A 13,549-nucleotide genomic window follows, 5' to 3' on the forward strand; every position below is an offset into this window, starting at 1 on the left:
ACGATCGTGGCGATCAACAAGGACCCCGAGGCCCCGATCTTCGACCTCGCGGACTACGGCATCGTCGGCGACCTCCACACCGTCGTCCCCCAGCTGACGGAAGAGATCAACAAGCGCAAGGGCTGACAGCCTGCTGCCTGTGCCCGGTGGGGACGTGTATGTGCCCTGCCGGGCCGACGGCGTCAAACGCCGCCCCGGCCTCCCAACTCCGCACGCAGTGCATCAGCGAAGCGCGAAACGCCTGCCTTGGCAAGCCCGTCAATGGCGCTCTGAACGGTCCTGGGCGGATTCCGCTTCTGGCTCGCCAGCCTGACAACCACTCCGGTTACCTCGCTCGGTAACTCACTGTGCAGCGCGCACAGATAGCTGTCCGGGTCGACGACGCTTAAGCCGCGCGCCGCCAAGGGTTCCGCTGGAAAGTCCGCCAGGTTCCAGGTCACGAGCGTGCGAGCCCCTGCGGCCAGAGCTGCTGCCGCATGATGCCGGTCATCCGGGTCCTCCCCCGGCATCCCGGCAACAAGATGCCTGTAGTCCGCTTCCTTGACCTCTGCTTCCCGGAAGAACCTCCGGATCGCCTGTGTCACCGCGCGAGCAGAGTCCTGTGAGCGTCTGCCCTCCCGGACTATGACGCGCTCCCATTCCGTCAGCAGACGCTCGGACCACACCACCTCATGCACCGTGTCTTCGGTGAGGGCGAGCATCAGGTCCATCACGGAGAACGGAAACAGGACATTGGTGTCCACGAAGACTTTCACGGGCTCCAGGTCCCTCGCGCGTACATCAAGACTCGTCGAGCAGTTCTGCGATCTGCCGGCGGCCCTCTCTTCGGCGCTCGCGGCGCTGCTGGAAAGCCAGGACGTCAGCCAGGCGGACAACCCGGTGCGTACTGCCCGGCAGATGGGTCGAGGGAATCTCGCCGCTGTCCAGAAGGCGGACGACGAAGGGGCGGGACAGCCCCAGCAGTTCGGCGGTCTCCCCGGGGGAGAGCTGGGCTTCGGACGCAAGCACCATCACGGCGTGGCCTTGTGCCAGCTCACCGGCTGAGGCGATCAGGATCCGAACCAGCTCCGTCGGCAGTCTGACCTCCGCGCCATCGGGGCCTTTGAGGACCACCTCGACCTCGTCGGGGATCATCCGTCCGGCTTCGGCCAGCTCAACGTGGTGCCGGACCGGTGGTTCGACCCTTGTGGCGTGTGCGAGAACACTTGCACGAGCCATGAGTGCGCCTCCTGCCACCGAATCGTGCATCTGCAATAAATGTAACCTCGGCAGTCGTCGGCGGCAACCGCACGGGGACACTGGCGCCACGGGCCGACGGGGATGCGCCTGAGCCCTGCCGGGCACGGCCGCGTCCGGTGTCAGTGGCGGCTGTGATGCTGTGCCGCATGGACGAGAAGGCCTTCTGGGCGCTCATCGACGCACTGAGCCGTCACTCCGGCGACCGGGCCGAGCGGGTGGGCCTGCTCCACTCGGAGTTGCTGAGCCTGCCCGCACCGGCGGACGTGGTGGAGTTCCAGGCACATCTGGAAGCAGCGTGCGCGGCGGTCGAAACGGATGGCCTGCTACGAGCGCTCACTCGGATCGAAGCGGGATTCTGCTCCGACGACGGCTTCCACTACTTCTCCCTCTGGCTGGTCGCGCAGGGCCGCGCGATATACGAGGCGGCCCTCGCCGACCCCGACGTCCTCGCGGACCTCCCCGCCGTGCAGGCCCTCGCGGGCCGGGACATCCGGGAGTGGGACGACGACGAGTGGCTGGAGTGGGAAGAGCTGGACTATGTGGCGCAGGGGGTCTACGAGGAGCTGACGGGCCGGAACGACGACGCGTTCTACCAGACCCTGGACGCCTTCCAGCAGGATGCCGACGAGCCCGCGAGCGCCGCGGCGGGGCCGGCCCCGGGACCGGCGACACCCCGGCTCGACGCCCTCTTCCCGGCGCCGATCCGCGGCTGAGAATTCACCCCTTGGTCGCAGGCTGATGCCTCACCGCATACTGAACGGCGTTGTTGACCTTCCTTGATTGTGGGGGCGTTCATGCTTGAGCGCTGGCTGGCTGCTTCGGTCCTGAGTAGTTGTCTCTCTACTCTGGCCGTCGTCGATGCCAGGGCTGGATGATCTGTTGTGTGGGGTATCGCGGGACGGCCCGGCGGTATTGCCGGGAGTGTGGTGATCCGCTGCCGCAGGCGGCGGGGGCGGTGTTCTGCTCGGGTCGGTGCAGGTCGCGGCGGTGGCGGAGATTGCAGCGGACCCGGGAGCGGGTGATCGCGATGCAGCGGGGTGAGCAGGCGGAGTTTCCGGTGTGCGGACGGTCTTGGATGGTGGGGGTGGAACGGTCGAGGGCTCCTCGTCAGCCCTTCCGCGGGGAATCCGGGCCGCCTGCGGGCGGGACCGTCATGGCCGAGTCGCCACGACGCCCGTCCCGCCCGCGAGCACCAAGGGCCGCCGTTTGTCAGGAGGCGGGGAACAGCCGGACGGAGCTGATGGCATCGCTGAAGTCGCCCAGGCGCTCCCGCTCGTTGAGGCGGGTCCAGGGGCCGATGTTCTGGGTCGTCAGAGTGAGGGATTCCCCCTCGTATTCGGCGTCGGTGTAGAGCTTGGCGGTCCAGCCACGAGGAGCGTTGAGGTACGCCGAGGACGTGCGGTCGTTGGCGTCGTACTTGCTCAGCCGTTCGACGTCGCCGGTGACGATCCAGATCCTGGCATCTCCTCCTTCGTTGAAGTCACGGTCCTGGTACAGGCACAGGGACGACTCGGGGCACGCGGAAAGGCCGTTCCCTGTGATCTCCTTGACCGGCTCGGCAGCGGAGGTCGAGGCCGCCGCCGGTACGGCGGCGGCCAGGGTCATGGTCACAGCGAGAGCGATTTTCTTGATCATTCCCGATCAACGAACCAAGGGGCCGTGAGACACGAAACCCCCCTGCCAGACCCCCAGGGTTCAAGAACACCCTCTGATGACTGCTACGGCGTCGCCTGGACGCTGCTGCATCTCATCAAGACCAGCCCGGGGCCGCTGCCGCCGGTGGCACCTCCCGGCCCTGATACCCACCCCTGGCGTCACACGCTCTGGAATCGCTGGGGAAACCGGTGACGCAACGCCTGCCGGGGGCTCACCGGATCCGTACTGCTGTGGCAGCTACTTATTGCGCGGCGCCGAGCCAGTCGTCGCCGACAGCCGGAAGCGCGGACACCATCGTGCGGTTCATATGACGGGCCGCCGGTACATCTGGCGGGACCCGCCTTCCGGACCCGGTTCGACCGCCTCGGCCGGAGTGAAACCCAGCGACTCGTAGAAGACGCGCGCCCCACTGGCGACGGCGCCTGGATGGTCGGCCCCGAAGGTGACCACCTCGATGGTGCCCGGCCCGCGTACGAACCTGCGCGACGCCTCGTCCATCAGTGCACGGCCCACGCCCTGGCCGCGGCCTTCCTCCGAGACCACCAGCCAGTCGACGTGGAAGACGGGAGGCTTCGCGTCGAACAGCAGCCCACCGAGGAGCCCGGGGCCCGTCGAGACGGCGACGAGTGCCGTGGAGCGGCGGATGTGCTCGTTCACGGCCCGGTGGAAGCCGGGCTCCTCGACCATGGCGCCGAACCAGTGCTCGACCTGGGCGGCCAGGGCCAGGAAGCCGGGGAGGTCGTGGTCCTGGGCAAGCCTGATGATCATTCGGGCAGTCTGGCAGACAGCGTGCATGGCGCCCTGTCCCCGTAGGACCACCAAGGCGGCCGCTCCGCCGTGGGCCGGACGCGCTCGGCCAGGACGCCATCCAGGAGAAACCATGTGATATCGACTGGCAGAGGGGTGCCCGAGTCGGGCAAAGTCCCTGGTGATGAGCAATGAGTACGAGATGACTTACGCCCACCCCGACTCCGTCGAGGGCCTGCTCCAGCGGGGGCGTGGCCTGGGCGCGGTACGGGCGCTCCGGGACCCGGAGGGTTCCGCTGTTCTCGTCCACGACGGGATCCGCCGTGACTGGCGGTGGGACGGGACCGACGACCGGTCGCTGTATCTGGCGCGGCTGGTCCGGGACCTGGAGCTGTCCCCGGCCCCGGTCGTCGACCGGTTGGCGGGGGACGAGGATTCCTGTCTGCGGGCCTGTGAGGTGCTGGAGCTGCTGGCGCTTGCCGGATCGGAGGAGGCCCGGGAGGGGCTTCGCGCCTATGTCCGGACGGGAGAGCACTGGGTCCGTGTACTGGAGTCGGTATCGGCCGGCTGGCCGGCGGAGTGGTGGGAAGACCTCGGGGACATCGCCCATGCCCGGATCGGCGGAGAAGCGGAGCTTCCCTGGTTCTCGGAGCCGTGGACCCGGTTCGGGATCGGGGTTCAGGGCGGTTCGACCCCGGCACGGCCGTCACTGAACGGGCTTGCGACAGCGGATCTCCTGCTCCTGCTCGCCAACCCCCGTACCGAGAACGCCACGAAGGTCGACGCACTGCGTGCGCTGAACAGCCGGGAGCCTTCGGAAGAACTGATCCCGCTGGTCCCCTCGCTCGGCGCCCGGCCCGGCGACCGGCCGCTGCCTCTGCTCCGGCGGGCCGTCGAACGCCTCGGCACCGCTGCCGTACCCGCGGCCCGAGGCTGGGCGCAGGACGAACGCCCCTGGCTGGCGCAGCTCGGCGCCGATGTCCTGGCCGACCACCCCGGGCCCGCCGCATTGCCCGGACTCGTCGAGGAACTCGCAGCGCAATGGGCGGCACGGACCTGGTGCGGCCCTGACCGGACGGCCCGGCGCCTGGCCCGGCTCGGGCCCGATGCCACCGCCGCGGTGCCCTACCTGCGGCGCTTCTGGCTGCACACCCCGCACTCGTACGAGCGGACGGCGTACCTGAAGGCACTCGCCGCCATCAACAACGACGGCTTGGAGTACCTGTACACCGAGTCCCTGTGGAGCTGCGAGGAGAAGGAGCGGCTGCTGGGGATCGCGTCCGCATCCGCGAGCCGGGACGCTCTGGCACGGATCGCCCTGCTGCGCGACGACCCGATGGAGACGGCCGAGGTCCGCACCGCGGCCGGAGCACGGCTGGCGGCCCCTTCCGGCCTGCGTCCGGTCTGACCCCGCGGTCGGAAGCTCACGGCTCGCCGCTCGTCAGCACCCCTAATAACCGGAGACTCGAAGTCGCGGTCAGCCCCGGCGTGCAGCGCCTTGGGGCCAGACCACGTCCACAGGCATGCCCGTTGCCTGGGCTTCGAGGACGGTGTCCGCAGTACCACCTCCCTTACCGGAGGGCGGAACGCCGTCCCATACAGCGACGAGTCGGTCGGCACGGGTCAGCAGCTCGCGGTTCGCCGCCTCGTAAGCGGTCCGGTCGGCAGTTTCGTACGGCATGACGACTACTTCGGCCGCCGCAGCATGGAGCCGGTCGAAAAGTTCGGCGTGCCAAGGCTTCACCTTCGCTTCCCGGTAGTCGCGGGAGGACACGACAACGACGAGCCTGCCACCGGCTTCGAGCACGGCCTCGGCAAAGAGGCTGTCGGCTCCGGCGGCGATGCAAGAGACCCCGGTCAGACCCTCGCCGTATCCCGCCAGCAGATCCCCGAGGGCGGTCCGCACGAGAGCCGCGCACTGCTCGGTCAGATCCATATGCCCGGTCACTGCGATAGTCACCATGCTTCTCCTCCGTTCAAGGGCAGTCCCCACCCCCAGGCACTCGTGATGAACCGGTGCGATCACAGCAGAAGCACCTTGTCGCCGTCGTAGACACGTCCGTCAGGGGCAGGGGATGACGTAGACCCGTGCGAAGTGGGTACCGATGTGGGCCTCGTGCAGATGGCCGGAGATTGCCTGGTCACCTTCGACGCCCATCACAGCGTGGATATGAGCAAACCCATTCCGGATCTCGCCGGTGCCGGTCATCTCGGCCGGTGTCTCATAGGTGGTGATGTCGTCCTTCAACGCGTCACCCTTGGGCATGGTGGAGATCGTAAACCGGTCCACGGCTCCGATCAGAGAAACGATCGCCGCGTCTGCGACACCAGCCTTGGCTGCCTGCCGGTTCACGGACTCCATGAGCTCGTCGTTCCTGACCTCGAAGAGCAGCACGTCAGCTCCGTCCGGTGAATATCGCTTACCGGCTCGCCCTGACCGCTTCGGTGTACAGCTCGCGCGTCAGTTCGGCTTCGCCGATTCCCAGGCTGTGCAGGACCGAGCGTACGTCTGCCAGTGCCGCGGTCACATCCGTATCTTCGGCGAGCGTCTCCACTTCGAGGAAGGTTCCCTCCAGCTCCGGAACCCGTACAAGCGTCGCAAGCATCCTGCGCCCAAGGGCGTCGAAGGTGTAGTTACGGCACTGCTTCTCGAACTCGATAACGGGAACATAGCCCAGGCCGAGCAGGAGGGCATGCACAGCCTTCGGATCGTCAACGCGGGATTCGTGCTCGGGCTTGGACCCGGACTCGTCGTCCACCCGAGCACCCTTGAATGTCAGCACCGTCCGCAGCCCGTCCGGGCCGTGTACGGTCCGGACCCGCAGCTCCTGGTCCGCGGATCCGAGAGCCTGATCGGGAGTGTCGTAGTAGGTGTCCCGATAAACCTCATCGCGCCCGGCCGCCCGGGCGTCGAGGCTTCGTCGTACCACTTCCGGCCTCGACACCCGGGCCTTCAGTTCGGCTTCAATCACAGGGCAACCTGCCTAGTCGTCGGCCTGCGGCTGATTCCGCCGCGGAGAGTGCACTGCCCCAGGGGTACGGATGACGCTCACCGGGCGGATTGGGTACGAATCCGCCGTCGCCGTACAGGACGGTGACCGCCCATAGCCCTGAGTTCGCTGACACTGCGCTCGACCTGGCGGTGGGCGGCGTAGGCGGCGTTCACACAGGGCATCGCGACAACGGGGATGCCCTTGCCGATTGCCTCGGCGACCACACCGATGACGAAGTTCGAGGTCAGACAGAGTGCCCAGGAGGAGAGGGAGTTGGCCGTGACCGGGGCAAAGAGGATCACATCGGCCGGCGGCCAGACGTCCGGTTCGCCGGGCCGTTTGTAGCGCGAGCGCACCGGATGCCCGGTCAGGGCCTCCAGGCCGGGGAGGTCGTCGTACAGCCACTCGGCGGCCGTCGGGGTGAGACCCAGGCAGACGTCCCAGCCGTGTTCTCGGGCCGATGCGATCACTTCGGCGCTCTGGAGGACCGGCGGGGCAGCAGACCCGAACAGGTACATCGTCTTCATGCGCCCGCCTGCTCAGTCGCCGGACGGTTCGGCCCAGTAGTCGGCGAGCATTTCACCGGGCCAGGCGGGCTGCCGTACCGGGCCCCGGGGGCCCATCTCCCGGAAGTAGGGGGCCAGATCGTAGACCGGTGATCCGTTAACGGCATCGAGGTCCGTGACCTGAAGGTCGAGCCCGTCGACCTTCAGCAGCCGGTGAAACGACTGGGCGAGTTGGTTGGGCCGCCGGTGGTTGCGGTGCACAAAGGTTCCGGTGGCGGGCCAGCGGGGGTCGTTGCGCGGGCTGCGGGCGTGCAGTGCCACATCGGACGGGGACGCCTTGTGGAAGTGCCACACCACGACGAGGTGGGAGAACTCTTCCAGCCCCTGGACCGAGCGCAAGCGCCTTCTGGAAGCGGGCTGCACCCACCACCGCGGCCCCCTCGACGTGGAGCCCGGCCGGCGGATCTGTCAGCTCATCGACCCGTTCGGCACCGTCTTCGGACTCGACGGGCCCTGATCTCCCGGAGCCCCCATGCGCCACTGGCCCCTCATCGCCCTCAAGCTCACCACCGCCGACCTCGTTCTACGCCTCCCCTCAGACGACGAGTTCGACAGCCTCGCCCAGGTAGCCGCCGACGGAGTCGTCCCCGACGCGCCGTGCACTTCCCGCAGCCCTGGGCGACCGCACCGCCGGCCGAGCGGGCCAGGAGCGTCCTGCAGAACCACTGGTGGGCGTGGGGCGACTGGACCAGCGAGAATTGGCGCCTTCTCCTGGCCGTCTTCCACGGCGGCCAGGCCATCGGCCAGCAGAACCTTTCCGCGCGACTTCGTCACCACCGGCGAGGCCCGCACCGGCTTCCGGCTCGGCCGCCGCTTCCAGGGCCAGGGCTACGGCACCCAGATGCGTGCCGCGGCTCTGGCCCTCGCCTTCGACGGCCTCGGCGCCGCCCGCGTCACCTCCACCGCCTTCGCCGACAACGCCGCCTCCCGAGCGGTATCCCGCAAGTTCGGCTACCGCCCGAACGGCGTCCACCGCGTCGCAGTCAGCGGCCTTCCCTACCACATCTACGAGGAAGTTATAGAGGCGCCCGACTGGCGGAGCTGCGCTGGTCGGCAGCCCGTCGGTATAGCTGGACTGGACGGCTGCATCCCGTTCTTCCGCTGACGGCGCACGACCTTGCTGGGCTGGCGAGGTATCGCTTCTGGGCGAATGCGATGGGGGATCAGCCACCTCCGCACTTCTGCCCACCGAGTCATAGACGCTGTTAGGCGCTGGAGTTGAAGCTGGGTGCTGCGGCTGTCATGTCGGCAACGCTGGACCGGCGAGGAAGGGCGTCGGGTGCCCTTTCCGGGAAGGTTTGGCAGGACCGTTGACCGGGGCGCCGTCACACGTTGTTGCATAAGCTTTTTGCCTTCGTGATGTGAGCAGGCGTGGCACGAGAGTGTCCCGGATCACCGAGGGTGAGATCAGGCACTGATGGGCGGAGTCTCTGCGTAGCGGCCGACAGGGCGGTCCGTGCGGGGCATGCCCACGACATGGGGCACGCGGATGGCACGCCGCCTCTCAAGCGGTCTGGACAATAAGAAGGCCCCGGTCTCTGACCAGGGCCTTCGGTAAAGAGCGGGTGACGAGAATCGAACTCGCGCTCTGAGCTTGAGAATCAGCGCGTCCTCGGCCTGACCTGGATGGCTGAACTGGGGAAACGGATGCCGAGGTGAACTCTCAGGCTCACCTTGGCACCTGTGATTGACCGTGGCTCCCCGCCTCGCTGGGCGCGGATCGGGCACGCTTGCCCTTGGTTCCGTGGCCTCTCAGAGAACGATCATTGGAGATCATCCAGGTTGCAAGGAAGACCACGAGTGCTGGTACCGGGCCTTGGCGGTTACTGAGGTTGCTGCATTCCGTTGCCGTACCGCGAAGAGGGGTCGAACCAAAGGTTATTGCCTGACTCGACTGCAGATTCTTGCCTCGAAAGCTGATGATCAGACGTCGAAGCTTGTCCCCTTGACCCTTTGCAGCAGGGCCTCTTGGTGGCGACGACTGCGCACATCGTCTTTGCGCAAACTCCTGCCCTCATTCAAGACGGATTGAAACTGCTCGGTGGCCAGGTGGACTGCAGTAGCGATCGCCACTTCAATCCTCTCCGACTCTGAGATCTTGAAATTCAGCCTCTTGGCGCCCTTCAGTTGTCCTCTCGCTGCCTCCGGATCAGTAGTTTCGAAGATAGGAACAAGTTTCGGCGTGGTCAGAGCGGAAACCATCATCGCGATGTGGTATTTAGCGGCTTTGAGGGTGTTCGAGTCAGGGGTTCGCGCGAAGAACCTGTCCACCCGATACAAAATCCAGGAAGCGTAGTAGTAAGCCTCAACAGCGTATTCATCCCAAACAAACGAACTCTCCGCCTCTAGCTCCTTCGGAGCGCCGATCGCCCGGGAAGACTCACCAAACAGTGTTGCCGCGACCGCTCGGTTGAGTTCAGGAGTCGTGACAATGCGAGTACGAGGGAAATCAAGAGATGCATGCTGGTTCTGGCGTAGATAGCGTAGGCCGCTTACGCCCGATTGGTTGAAGTATTCTTCTACGTCTTTCGCCATCTGGGAACTGGCCTGGATGTCTGTTGAGCCGATGGGGGTTTGCAGGTTAGTAGCGATCGCCACTCTTGTTCGCACCCCGGCGTCGTCCGAGCTTACGATCTTTACTGGGATCCATAGGTCAGAGAGAAGGGATGGCTTGGCCTTAACCGCATCACTATTCGCCCACCTTGCAAGCTGGTGACTCGTCTGTCCGCCATTGACGACCTGATACCCGGAAATGAAGAATCTGTCCCCCGACCCTTGGAGAGATGTTGCAATGATCGTGAGTCCGTTGTTGAGGAAGGGGAAATGCTCGCGGTCCTCACTTTGCAGAGTTCCCGAGATCCTGGTGTTCACTGGGTTATGGATGCCGAGATCGAGGCGCACGTTGTCATCGAAGATACCTGGTCGCACGGAACCATTTTCATCCGTCAGCAACGTCATTACCTCCGTGCCAGACAAGAGTCCGATGTAAGCCTCGCTCACCTGATCTGTTGCAGGGATGGTTTGTCGCTTCTCAAAATTAAACCGAATGTTCTGCGGTCCGTGACGCTCTTTCAGCTTTGCAGCTAGTGCATCATGTCCATGAGTGTTAAGGTGCAAATTTTCCGAATAAATACCATGAGTCCGAATGCGATCGATTGCTTCTGTGACCTGCAACTCCTGCTGTGCCCTCTTCCCGTCATTGCTGCTAGTTGTGACGTAGAAGAGTTCACACGGGATTCGCGTATCCTGAAATTTGTCACCGTTCTCTGCGATCCGATCGATCAAAGCGGCCAAGTCAACCAAGGCTGGAGGGAGCTTGACACTCTTCGCCTTAATCGCGTACTTCGTCACGGCCTCGACGCCATGCAGGAACTTTGCAATCAGCTTGGAGTCGTAGGACTCGCTCGTCTTAGCCTGGATGAAGATTACCTTCGCCGTGTTAGACGCCTGATCAGAGATAAGGTCGTCGATCTCTGAGGGTTCGAAAACGATTTGTCCGTTGACTACGACGGCAGCGATGTCGATGCCCTCATCGGTCCCACCGCCGAGAACAGCCCGCTCAATCTGCTCGACATCGTCCCGTACATAAGGGAAGAGGTAGTTAGCTGTGACATACAGCTCGAACTGCTGTGCCTCGGTTCCCTCTGCGCCAAAGTCCCGTGCAAACTTTGCTACTCGCTTTGCGGTGAGCGTGTGCACTTCATCCCCCTAGTCAGCGCGAGCGCTGATTGCCATCACGGTGTGTTTGACAGGGAGCTTAGCGTCTGGGTTGTCATCGAGGTGAGTAAATGGTCAGAAAAGAGAAGCGCGAGCAGTTCCATAACCGGACGGGTCGCCGACTGATCGACTGGATGGACCCACCACTCGCCACTGCTCCCATCCCGTCCGCCTTCGCCCCACACGTCGTGGAGCGGCAGTGGTTCAGGGCGTCAAGGTGGAGCGCACCACTGTATGAACGGCCTTGACGTTCGGGCCGCGATTGCTCGGCTCTGCCTGGGAGGAAGGTGGTCGGGATGGGAGCTCCTTCGACGCTCGCCCCGCTCCGGCCGGCCAGTCCACGGGGTGGGACGCGCTGATCTACCAGCGCGCCGACATCGAGTGGCAGAAGGAGGCGGCCGACGGCATCGACGCTCACGTGCGCGCCGCACGAGTTCGGGCATGGGAAGAGCAGGCCAAGCAGCGATCGGGCGCATGACGACTGAATTGGTCCAGACAATAAACAAGGCCCGGGTCGATGACCTGGGCCTCAGTCGTGGAGCGGGTGACGAGAATCGAACTCGCGCTCTGAGCTTGGGAAGCTCATGTTCTACCATTAAACTACACCCGCACAGCGGCTTCGAAGATCGGATCCGCAGTGCTGTCACTCTACCCCATGCCAGGCCCCCGGCGGAGAAAGCCGCGGGGCCTTTCTGCTGTGCGCAGAGGGCCGGGCGGTGGGAACCGGCTGCGGGGGAAGGGAGTTGGGGCATAGCGTGGACGGTGCGGGGTGGCGGGGTGGAGGGGGTTGGGGGATGGCCTAATGTGGGGGTTCGTCCGCATTTGTTGGGGAAGGGACTCGATGGACTTGATGGAGCGCACCGTCGTCCGCTGTGCCGAAGGGCATGTCTTCGCTACCACCTCGTTTCCGATGCAGCAGCTCGGGACCGGGCGGATCGGGCCGGCCAGGCTGGTCCGGTGTCCGCGGTGTGCGCGGTTGCGGAGTGTCGTGCCGGTGGCCGTAGGGAAGTGACGGGGGAGCGCACGGGCGTCCGGTTCGGTCGGGTCCGTGCGCTCTGCGTATCCTCGGGGGGTGCTTCTCTCAGACAAGGACATCCGGGCCGAGATCGACGCAGGGCGGGTCCGTATCGATCCGTTCGACGACTCCATGGTGCAGCCCTCGAGCATCGATGTGCGGCTGGACCGCTACTTCCGGGTGTTCGAGAACCACCGCTACCCGCATATCGACCCTGCCGTCGAGCAGGCCGATCTAACGCGGACGGTGGAGCCGGAGGGCGACGAGGCGTTCATCCTGCATCCGGGTGAGTTCGTTCTCGCCTCGACCTACGAGGTCATCACACTGCCGGACGATCTGGCGTCGCGCCTGGAGGGCAAGAGCTCCCTCGGCCGGCTCGGGCTGGTCACCCACTCGACCGCCGGGTTTATCGACCCCGGGTTCTCCGGGCACGTGACCCTGGAGCTGTCGAACCTCGCGACGCTGCCCATCAAGCTCTGGCCGGGTATGAAGATCGGGCAGCTCTGTATGTTCCGGCTCAGCTCGCCCGCCGAGTTCCCGTACGGCAGTGAGCGCTACGGCTCGCGCTACCAGGGGCAGCGGGGGCCGACGGCCTCGCGGTCCTTCCAGAACTTCCACCGGACGCAGGTGTGACGATGAGTGCCGTACGGGAGAACCTGACCTACGAGAAGTTCGGGACCGCGGTCCGCGAGCTGGCGCAGAGCATCGCCGACGACGGCTTCGAGCCGGACATCGTGCTGTCGATCGCCCGGGGCGGCGTCTTTGTCGCGGGTGGTCTGGCGTACGCGCTCGACTGCAAGAACATCCACCTGGTCAATGTGGAGTTCTATACGGGCGTGGGCGCCACCCTGGAGATGCCGGTCATGCTGGCGCCGGTGCCCAACGCGATCGACTTCTCCGACAAGAAGGTGCTGATCGCGGACGACGTCGCCGACACCGGCAAGACGCTGAAGCTGGTCCACGACTTCTGCCTCGACCATGTCGCCGAGGTCCGGTCCGCCGTGATCTACGAGAAGTCGCACTCGCTGGTGAAGTGCGAGTACGTATGGAAGCGGACCGACGACTGGATCAATTTCCCGTGGTCTGTTTTGCCTCCATGCCGTAAGTCTGGCACCCCCGTGACCCCCTCGAAAGACGCCTTGATGTGATGTAGGTCATGCTGCTTCTTGGTGGGATTGCGCCCGTACGGTCCTCGCTGCTCAGGCCGCCATCCGGGTGATTCCGGCCTGTCCGTGGTTACCCGAGATAGGGCTGCTCCCGACCTTCCAGGAAGTGCCGAAGGCGGAGTTGCTGTGTGTGGTGCATAGGGAGGTCGTCGATTTCGGCGGGTGCGATGAAACGCAGCTCTGTGGACTCGTCCGAGATGGCGAGTTCACCGCCTGTGACGCGGGCGGTGAAACAGATGTTGAACTGTCTGCGGACCTCGCCGTCGCTGTAGGCGATCACGTGACGAGGGTCTGTGTACGTGCCGACCAGTCCGGTGATTTCGACCTCCAACCCGGTCTCTTCCGCAATCTCACGGACGGCCGTTCCGGGCAGGGAGTCCGTGATCTCCATCCCGCCGCCGGGCAGGGCCCAGAGTCCGCTGTCCCGGCGGCGCTGGAGCAGGATCCGTC

The 13,549-nt window shown here is 65.3% G+C and carries 14 protein-coding genes, 1 tRNA gene and 3 pseudogenes; 6 read left to right on the forward strand and 12 right to left on the reverse strand.

Going from position 1 to position 13,549, the window contains the following annotated elements:
* Positions 1–126 (forward strand): annotated as a pseudogene (locus ACWDR0_RS32760) (electron transfer flavoprotein subunit alpha/FixB family protein); the annotation flags it as partial.
* Between the two features lie 56 nt (positions 127–182).
* On the opposite strand, the gene ACWDR0_RS32765 reads toward ACWDR0_RS32760, so the two are convergent.
* Together ACWDR0_RS32765 and ACWDR0_RS32770 are read right to left on the reverse strand one after the other, a co-directional pair.
* A complete protein-coding gene (locus ACWDR0_RS32765) occupies positions 183–743 on the reverse strand; it encodes a PIN domain-containing protein (protein WP_456355467.1) in 561 nt (186 codons plus the stop codon).
* Positions 744–780: 37 nt separating this feature from the next.
* Positions 781–1,218 carry a helix-turn-helix domain-containing protein gene (locus ACWDR0_RS32770; RefSeq protein WP_456355468.1) on the reverse strand — a complete coding sequence of 146 codons (438 nt, stop codon included), beginning with the start codon at positions 1,216–1,218 and terminating at the stop codon, positions 781–783.
* Between the two features lie 167 nt (positions 1,219–1,385).
* Here ACWDR0_RS32770 and ACWDR0_RS32775 point away from each other — a divergent pair, with 167 nt between their 5' ends.
* Complete coding sequence (locus tag ACWDR0_RS32775; protein ID WP_456355469.1) at positions 1,386–1,952, forward strand: DUF4240 domain-containing protein; 567 nt, start codon at positions 1,386–1,388, stop codon at positions 1,950–1,952.
* Between the two features lie 496 nt (positions 1,953–2,448).
* Here the strand turns inward: ACWDR0_RS32775 and ACWDR0_RS32780 are convergent, their stop codons facing one another.
* Positions 2,449–2,844: a peptidase inhibitor family I36 protein gene (locus tag ACWDR0_RS32780; RefSeq protein ID WP_456355480.1), complete on the reverse strand. Its 396-nt coding sequence runs from the start codon at positions 2,842–2,844 to the stop codon at positions 2,449–2,451.
* 354 nt (positions 2,845–3,198) lie between these two features.
* Positions 3,199–3,663, reverse strand: a complete 465-nt coding sequence (locus ACWDR0_RS32785; RefSeq protein ID WP_456355470.1) for a GNAT family N-acetyltransferase — start codon at positions 3,661–3,663, stop codon at positions 3,199–3,201.
* Between the two features lie 163 nt (positions 3,664–3,826).
* On the opposite strand from ACWDR0_RS32785, the gene ACWDR0_RS32790 reads away from it, so the two are divergent.
* A complete protein-coding gene (locus ACWDR0_RS32790; protein WP_456355471.1) occupies positions 3,827–5,050 on the forward strand; it encodes a hypothetical protein in 1,224 nt (407 codons plus the stop codon).
* A 69-nt stretch (positions 5,051–5,119) separates the two neighbouring features.
* Here the strand turns inward: ACWDR0_RS32790 and ACWDR0_RS32795 are convergent, their stop codons facing one another.
* The 5 genes and pseudogenes from ACWDR0_RS32795 to ACWDR0_RS32815 all read right to left on the reverse strand — a co-directional run.
* Positions 5,120–5,605 (reverse strand): hypothetical protein, encoded by a 486-nt coding sequence (locus tag ACWDR0_RS32795; protein ID WP_456355472.1) that lies wholly within the window; start codon positions 5,603–5,605, stop codon positions 5,120–5,122.
* Positions 5,606–5,704: 99 nt separating this feature from the next.
* Positions 5,705–6,037 carry a PCC domain-containing protein gene (locus tag ACWDR0_RS32800; RefSeq protein WP_456355473.1) on the reverse strand — a complete coding sequence of 111 codons (333 nt, stop codon included), beginning with the start codon at positions 6,035–6,037 and terminating at the stop codon, positions 5,705–5,707.
* Positions 6,038–6,062: 25 nt separating this feature from the next.
* Positions 6,063–6,614 carry a class IV adenylate cyclase gene (cyaB, locus tag ACWDR0_RS32805; protein ID WP_456355474.1) on the reverse strand — a complete coding sequence of 184 codons (552 nt, stop codon included), beginning with the start codon at positions 6,612–6,614 and terminating at the stop codon, positions 6,063–6,065.
* A pseudogene (locus ACWDR0_RS32810) lies at positions 6,607–7,162 on the reverse strand (flavoprotein). The gene cyaB and the pseudogene ACWDR0_RS32810 overlap by 8 nt, the downstream one beginning before the upstream one ends.
* Positions 7,163–7,174: 12 nt before the next feature.
* Positions 7,175–7,540, reverse strand: a pseudogene (locus ACWDR0_RS32815) (TrmO family methyltransferase domain-containing protein); the annotation flags it as partial.
* Between the two features lie 133 nt (positions 7,541–7,673).
* Between ACWDR0_RS32815 and ACWDR0_RS32820 the strand changes: the two are divergent.
* Complete coding sequence (locus ACWDR0_RS32820) at positions 7,674–8,306, forward strand: GNAT family N-acetyltransferase (protein WP_456355475.1); 633 nt, start codon at positions 7,674–7,676, stop codon at positions 8,304–8,306.
* Positions 8,307–9,124: 818 nt separating this feature from the next.
* Here ACWDR0_RS32820 and ACWDR0_RS32825 read toward each other — a convergent pair.
* Together ACWDR0_RS32825 and ACWDR0_RS32830 are read right to left on the reverse strand one after the other, a co-directional pair.
* Positions 9,125–10,900: an AIPR family protein gene (locus tag ACWDR0_RS32825; RefSeq protein WP_456355476.1), complete on the reverse strand. Its 1,776-nt coding sequence runs from the start codon at positions 10,898–10,900 to the stop codon at positions 9,125–9,127.
* A 554-nt stretch (positions 10,901–11,454) separates the two neighbouring features.
* Positions 11,455–11,528: transfer RNA gene (locus ACWDR0_RS32830), tRNA-Gly, on the reverse strand.
* A 462-nt stretch (positions 11,529–11,990) separates the two neighbouring features.
* On the opposite strand from ACWDR0_RS32830, the gene dcd reads away from it, so the two are divergent.
* Positions 11,991–12,566: a dCTP deaminase gene (dcd, locus tag ACWDR0_RS32835; RefSeq protein ID WP_456355477.1), complete on the forward strand. Its 576-nt coding sequence runs from the start codon at positions 11,991–11,993 to the stop codon at positions 12,564–12,566.
* 2 nt (positions 12,567–12,568) lie between these two features.
* Positions 12,569–13,081, forward strand: coding sequence for a phosphoribosyltransferase (locus ACWDR0_RS32840; RefSeq protein WP_456355478.1), 513 nt, complete (start codon positions 12,569–12,571; stop codon positions 13,079–13,081).
* Positions 13,082–13,169: 88 nt separating this feature from the next.
* Here ACWDR0_RS32840 and ACWDR0_RS32845 read toward each other — a convergent pair.
* Positions 13,170–13,549: NUDIX domain-containing protein (locus tag ACWDR0_RS32845; RefSeq protein WP_456355479.1), on the reverse strand; the 380-nt coding region annotated here is incomplete at its 5' end.

The sequence above is a fragment of the Streptomyces sp. NPDC003691 genome (genome assembly GCF_053981115.1).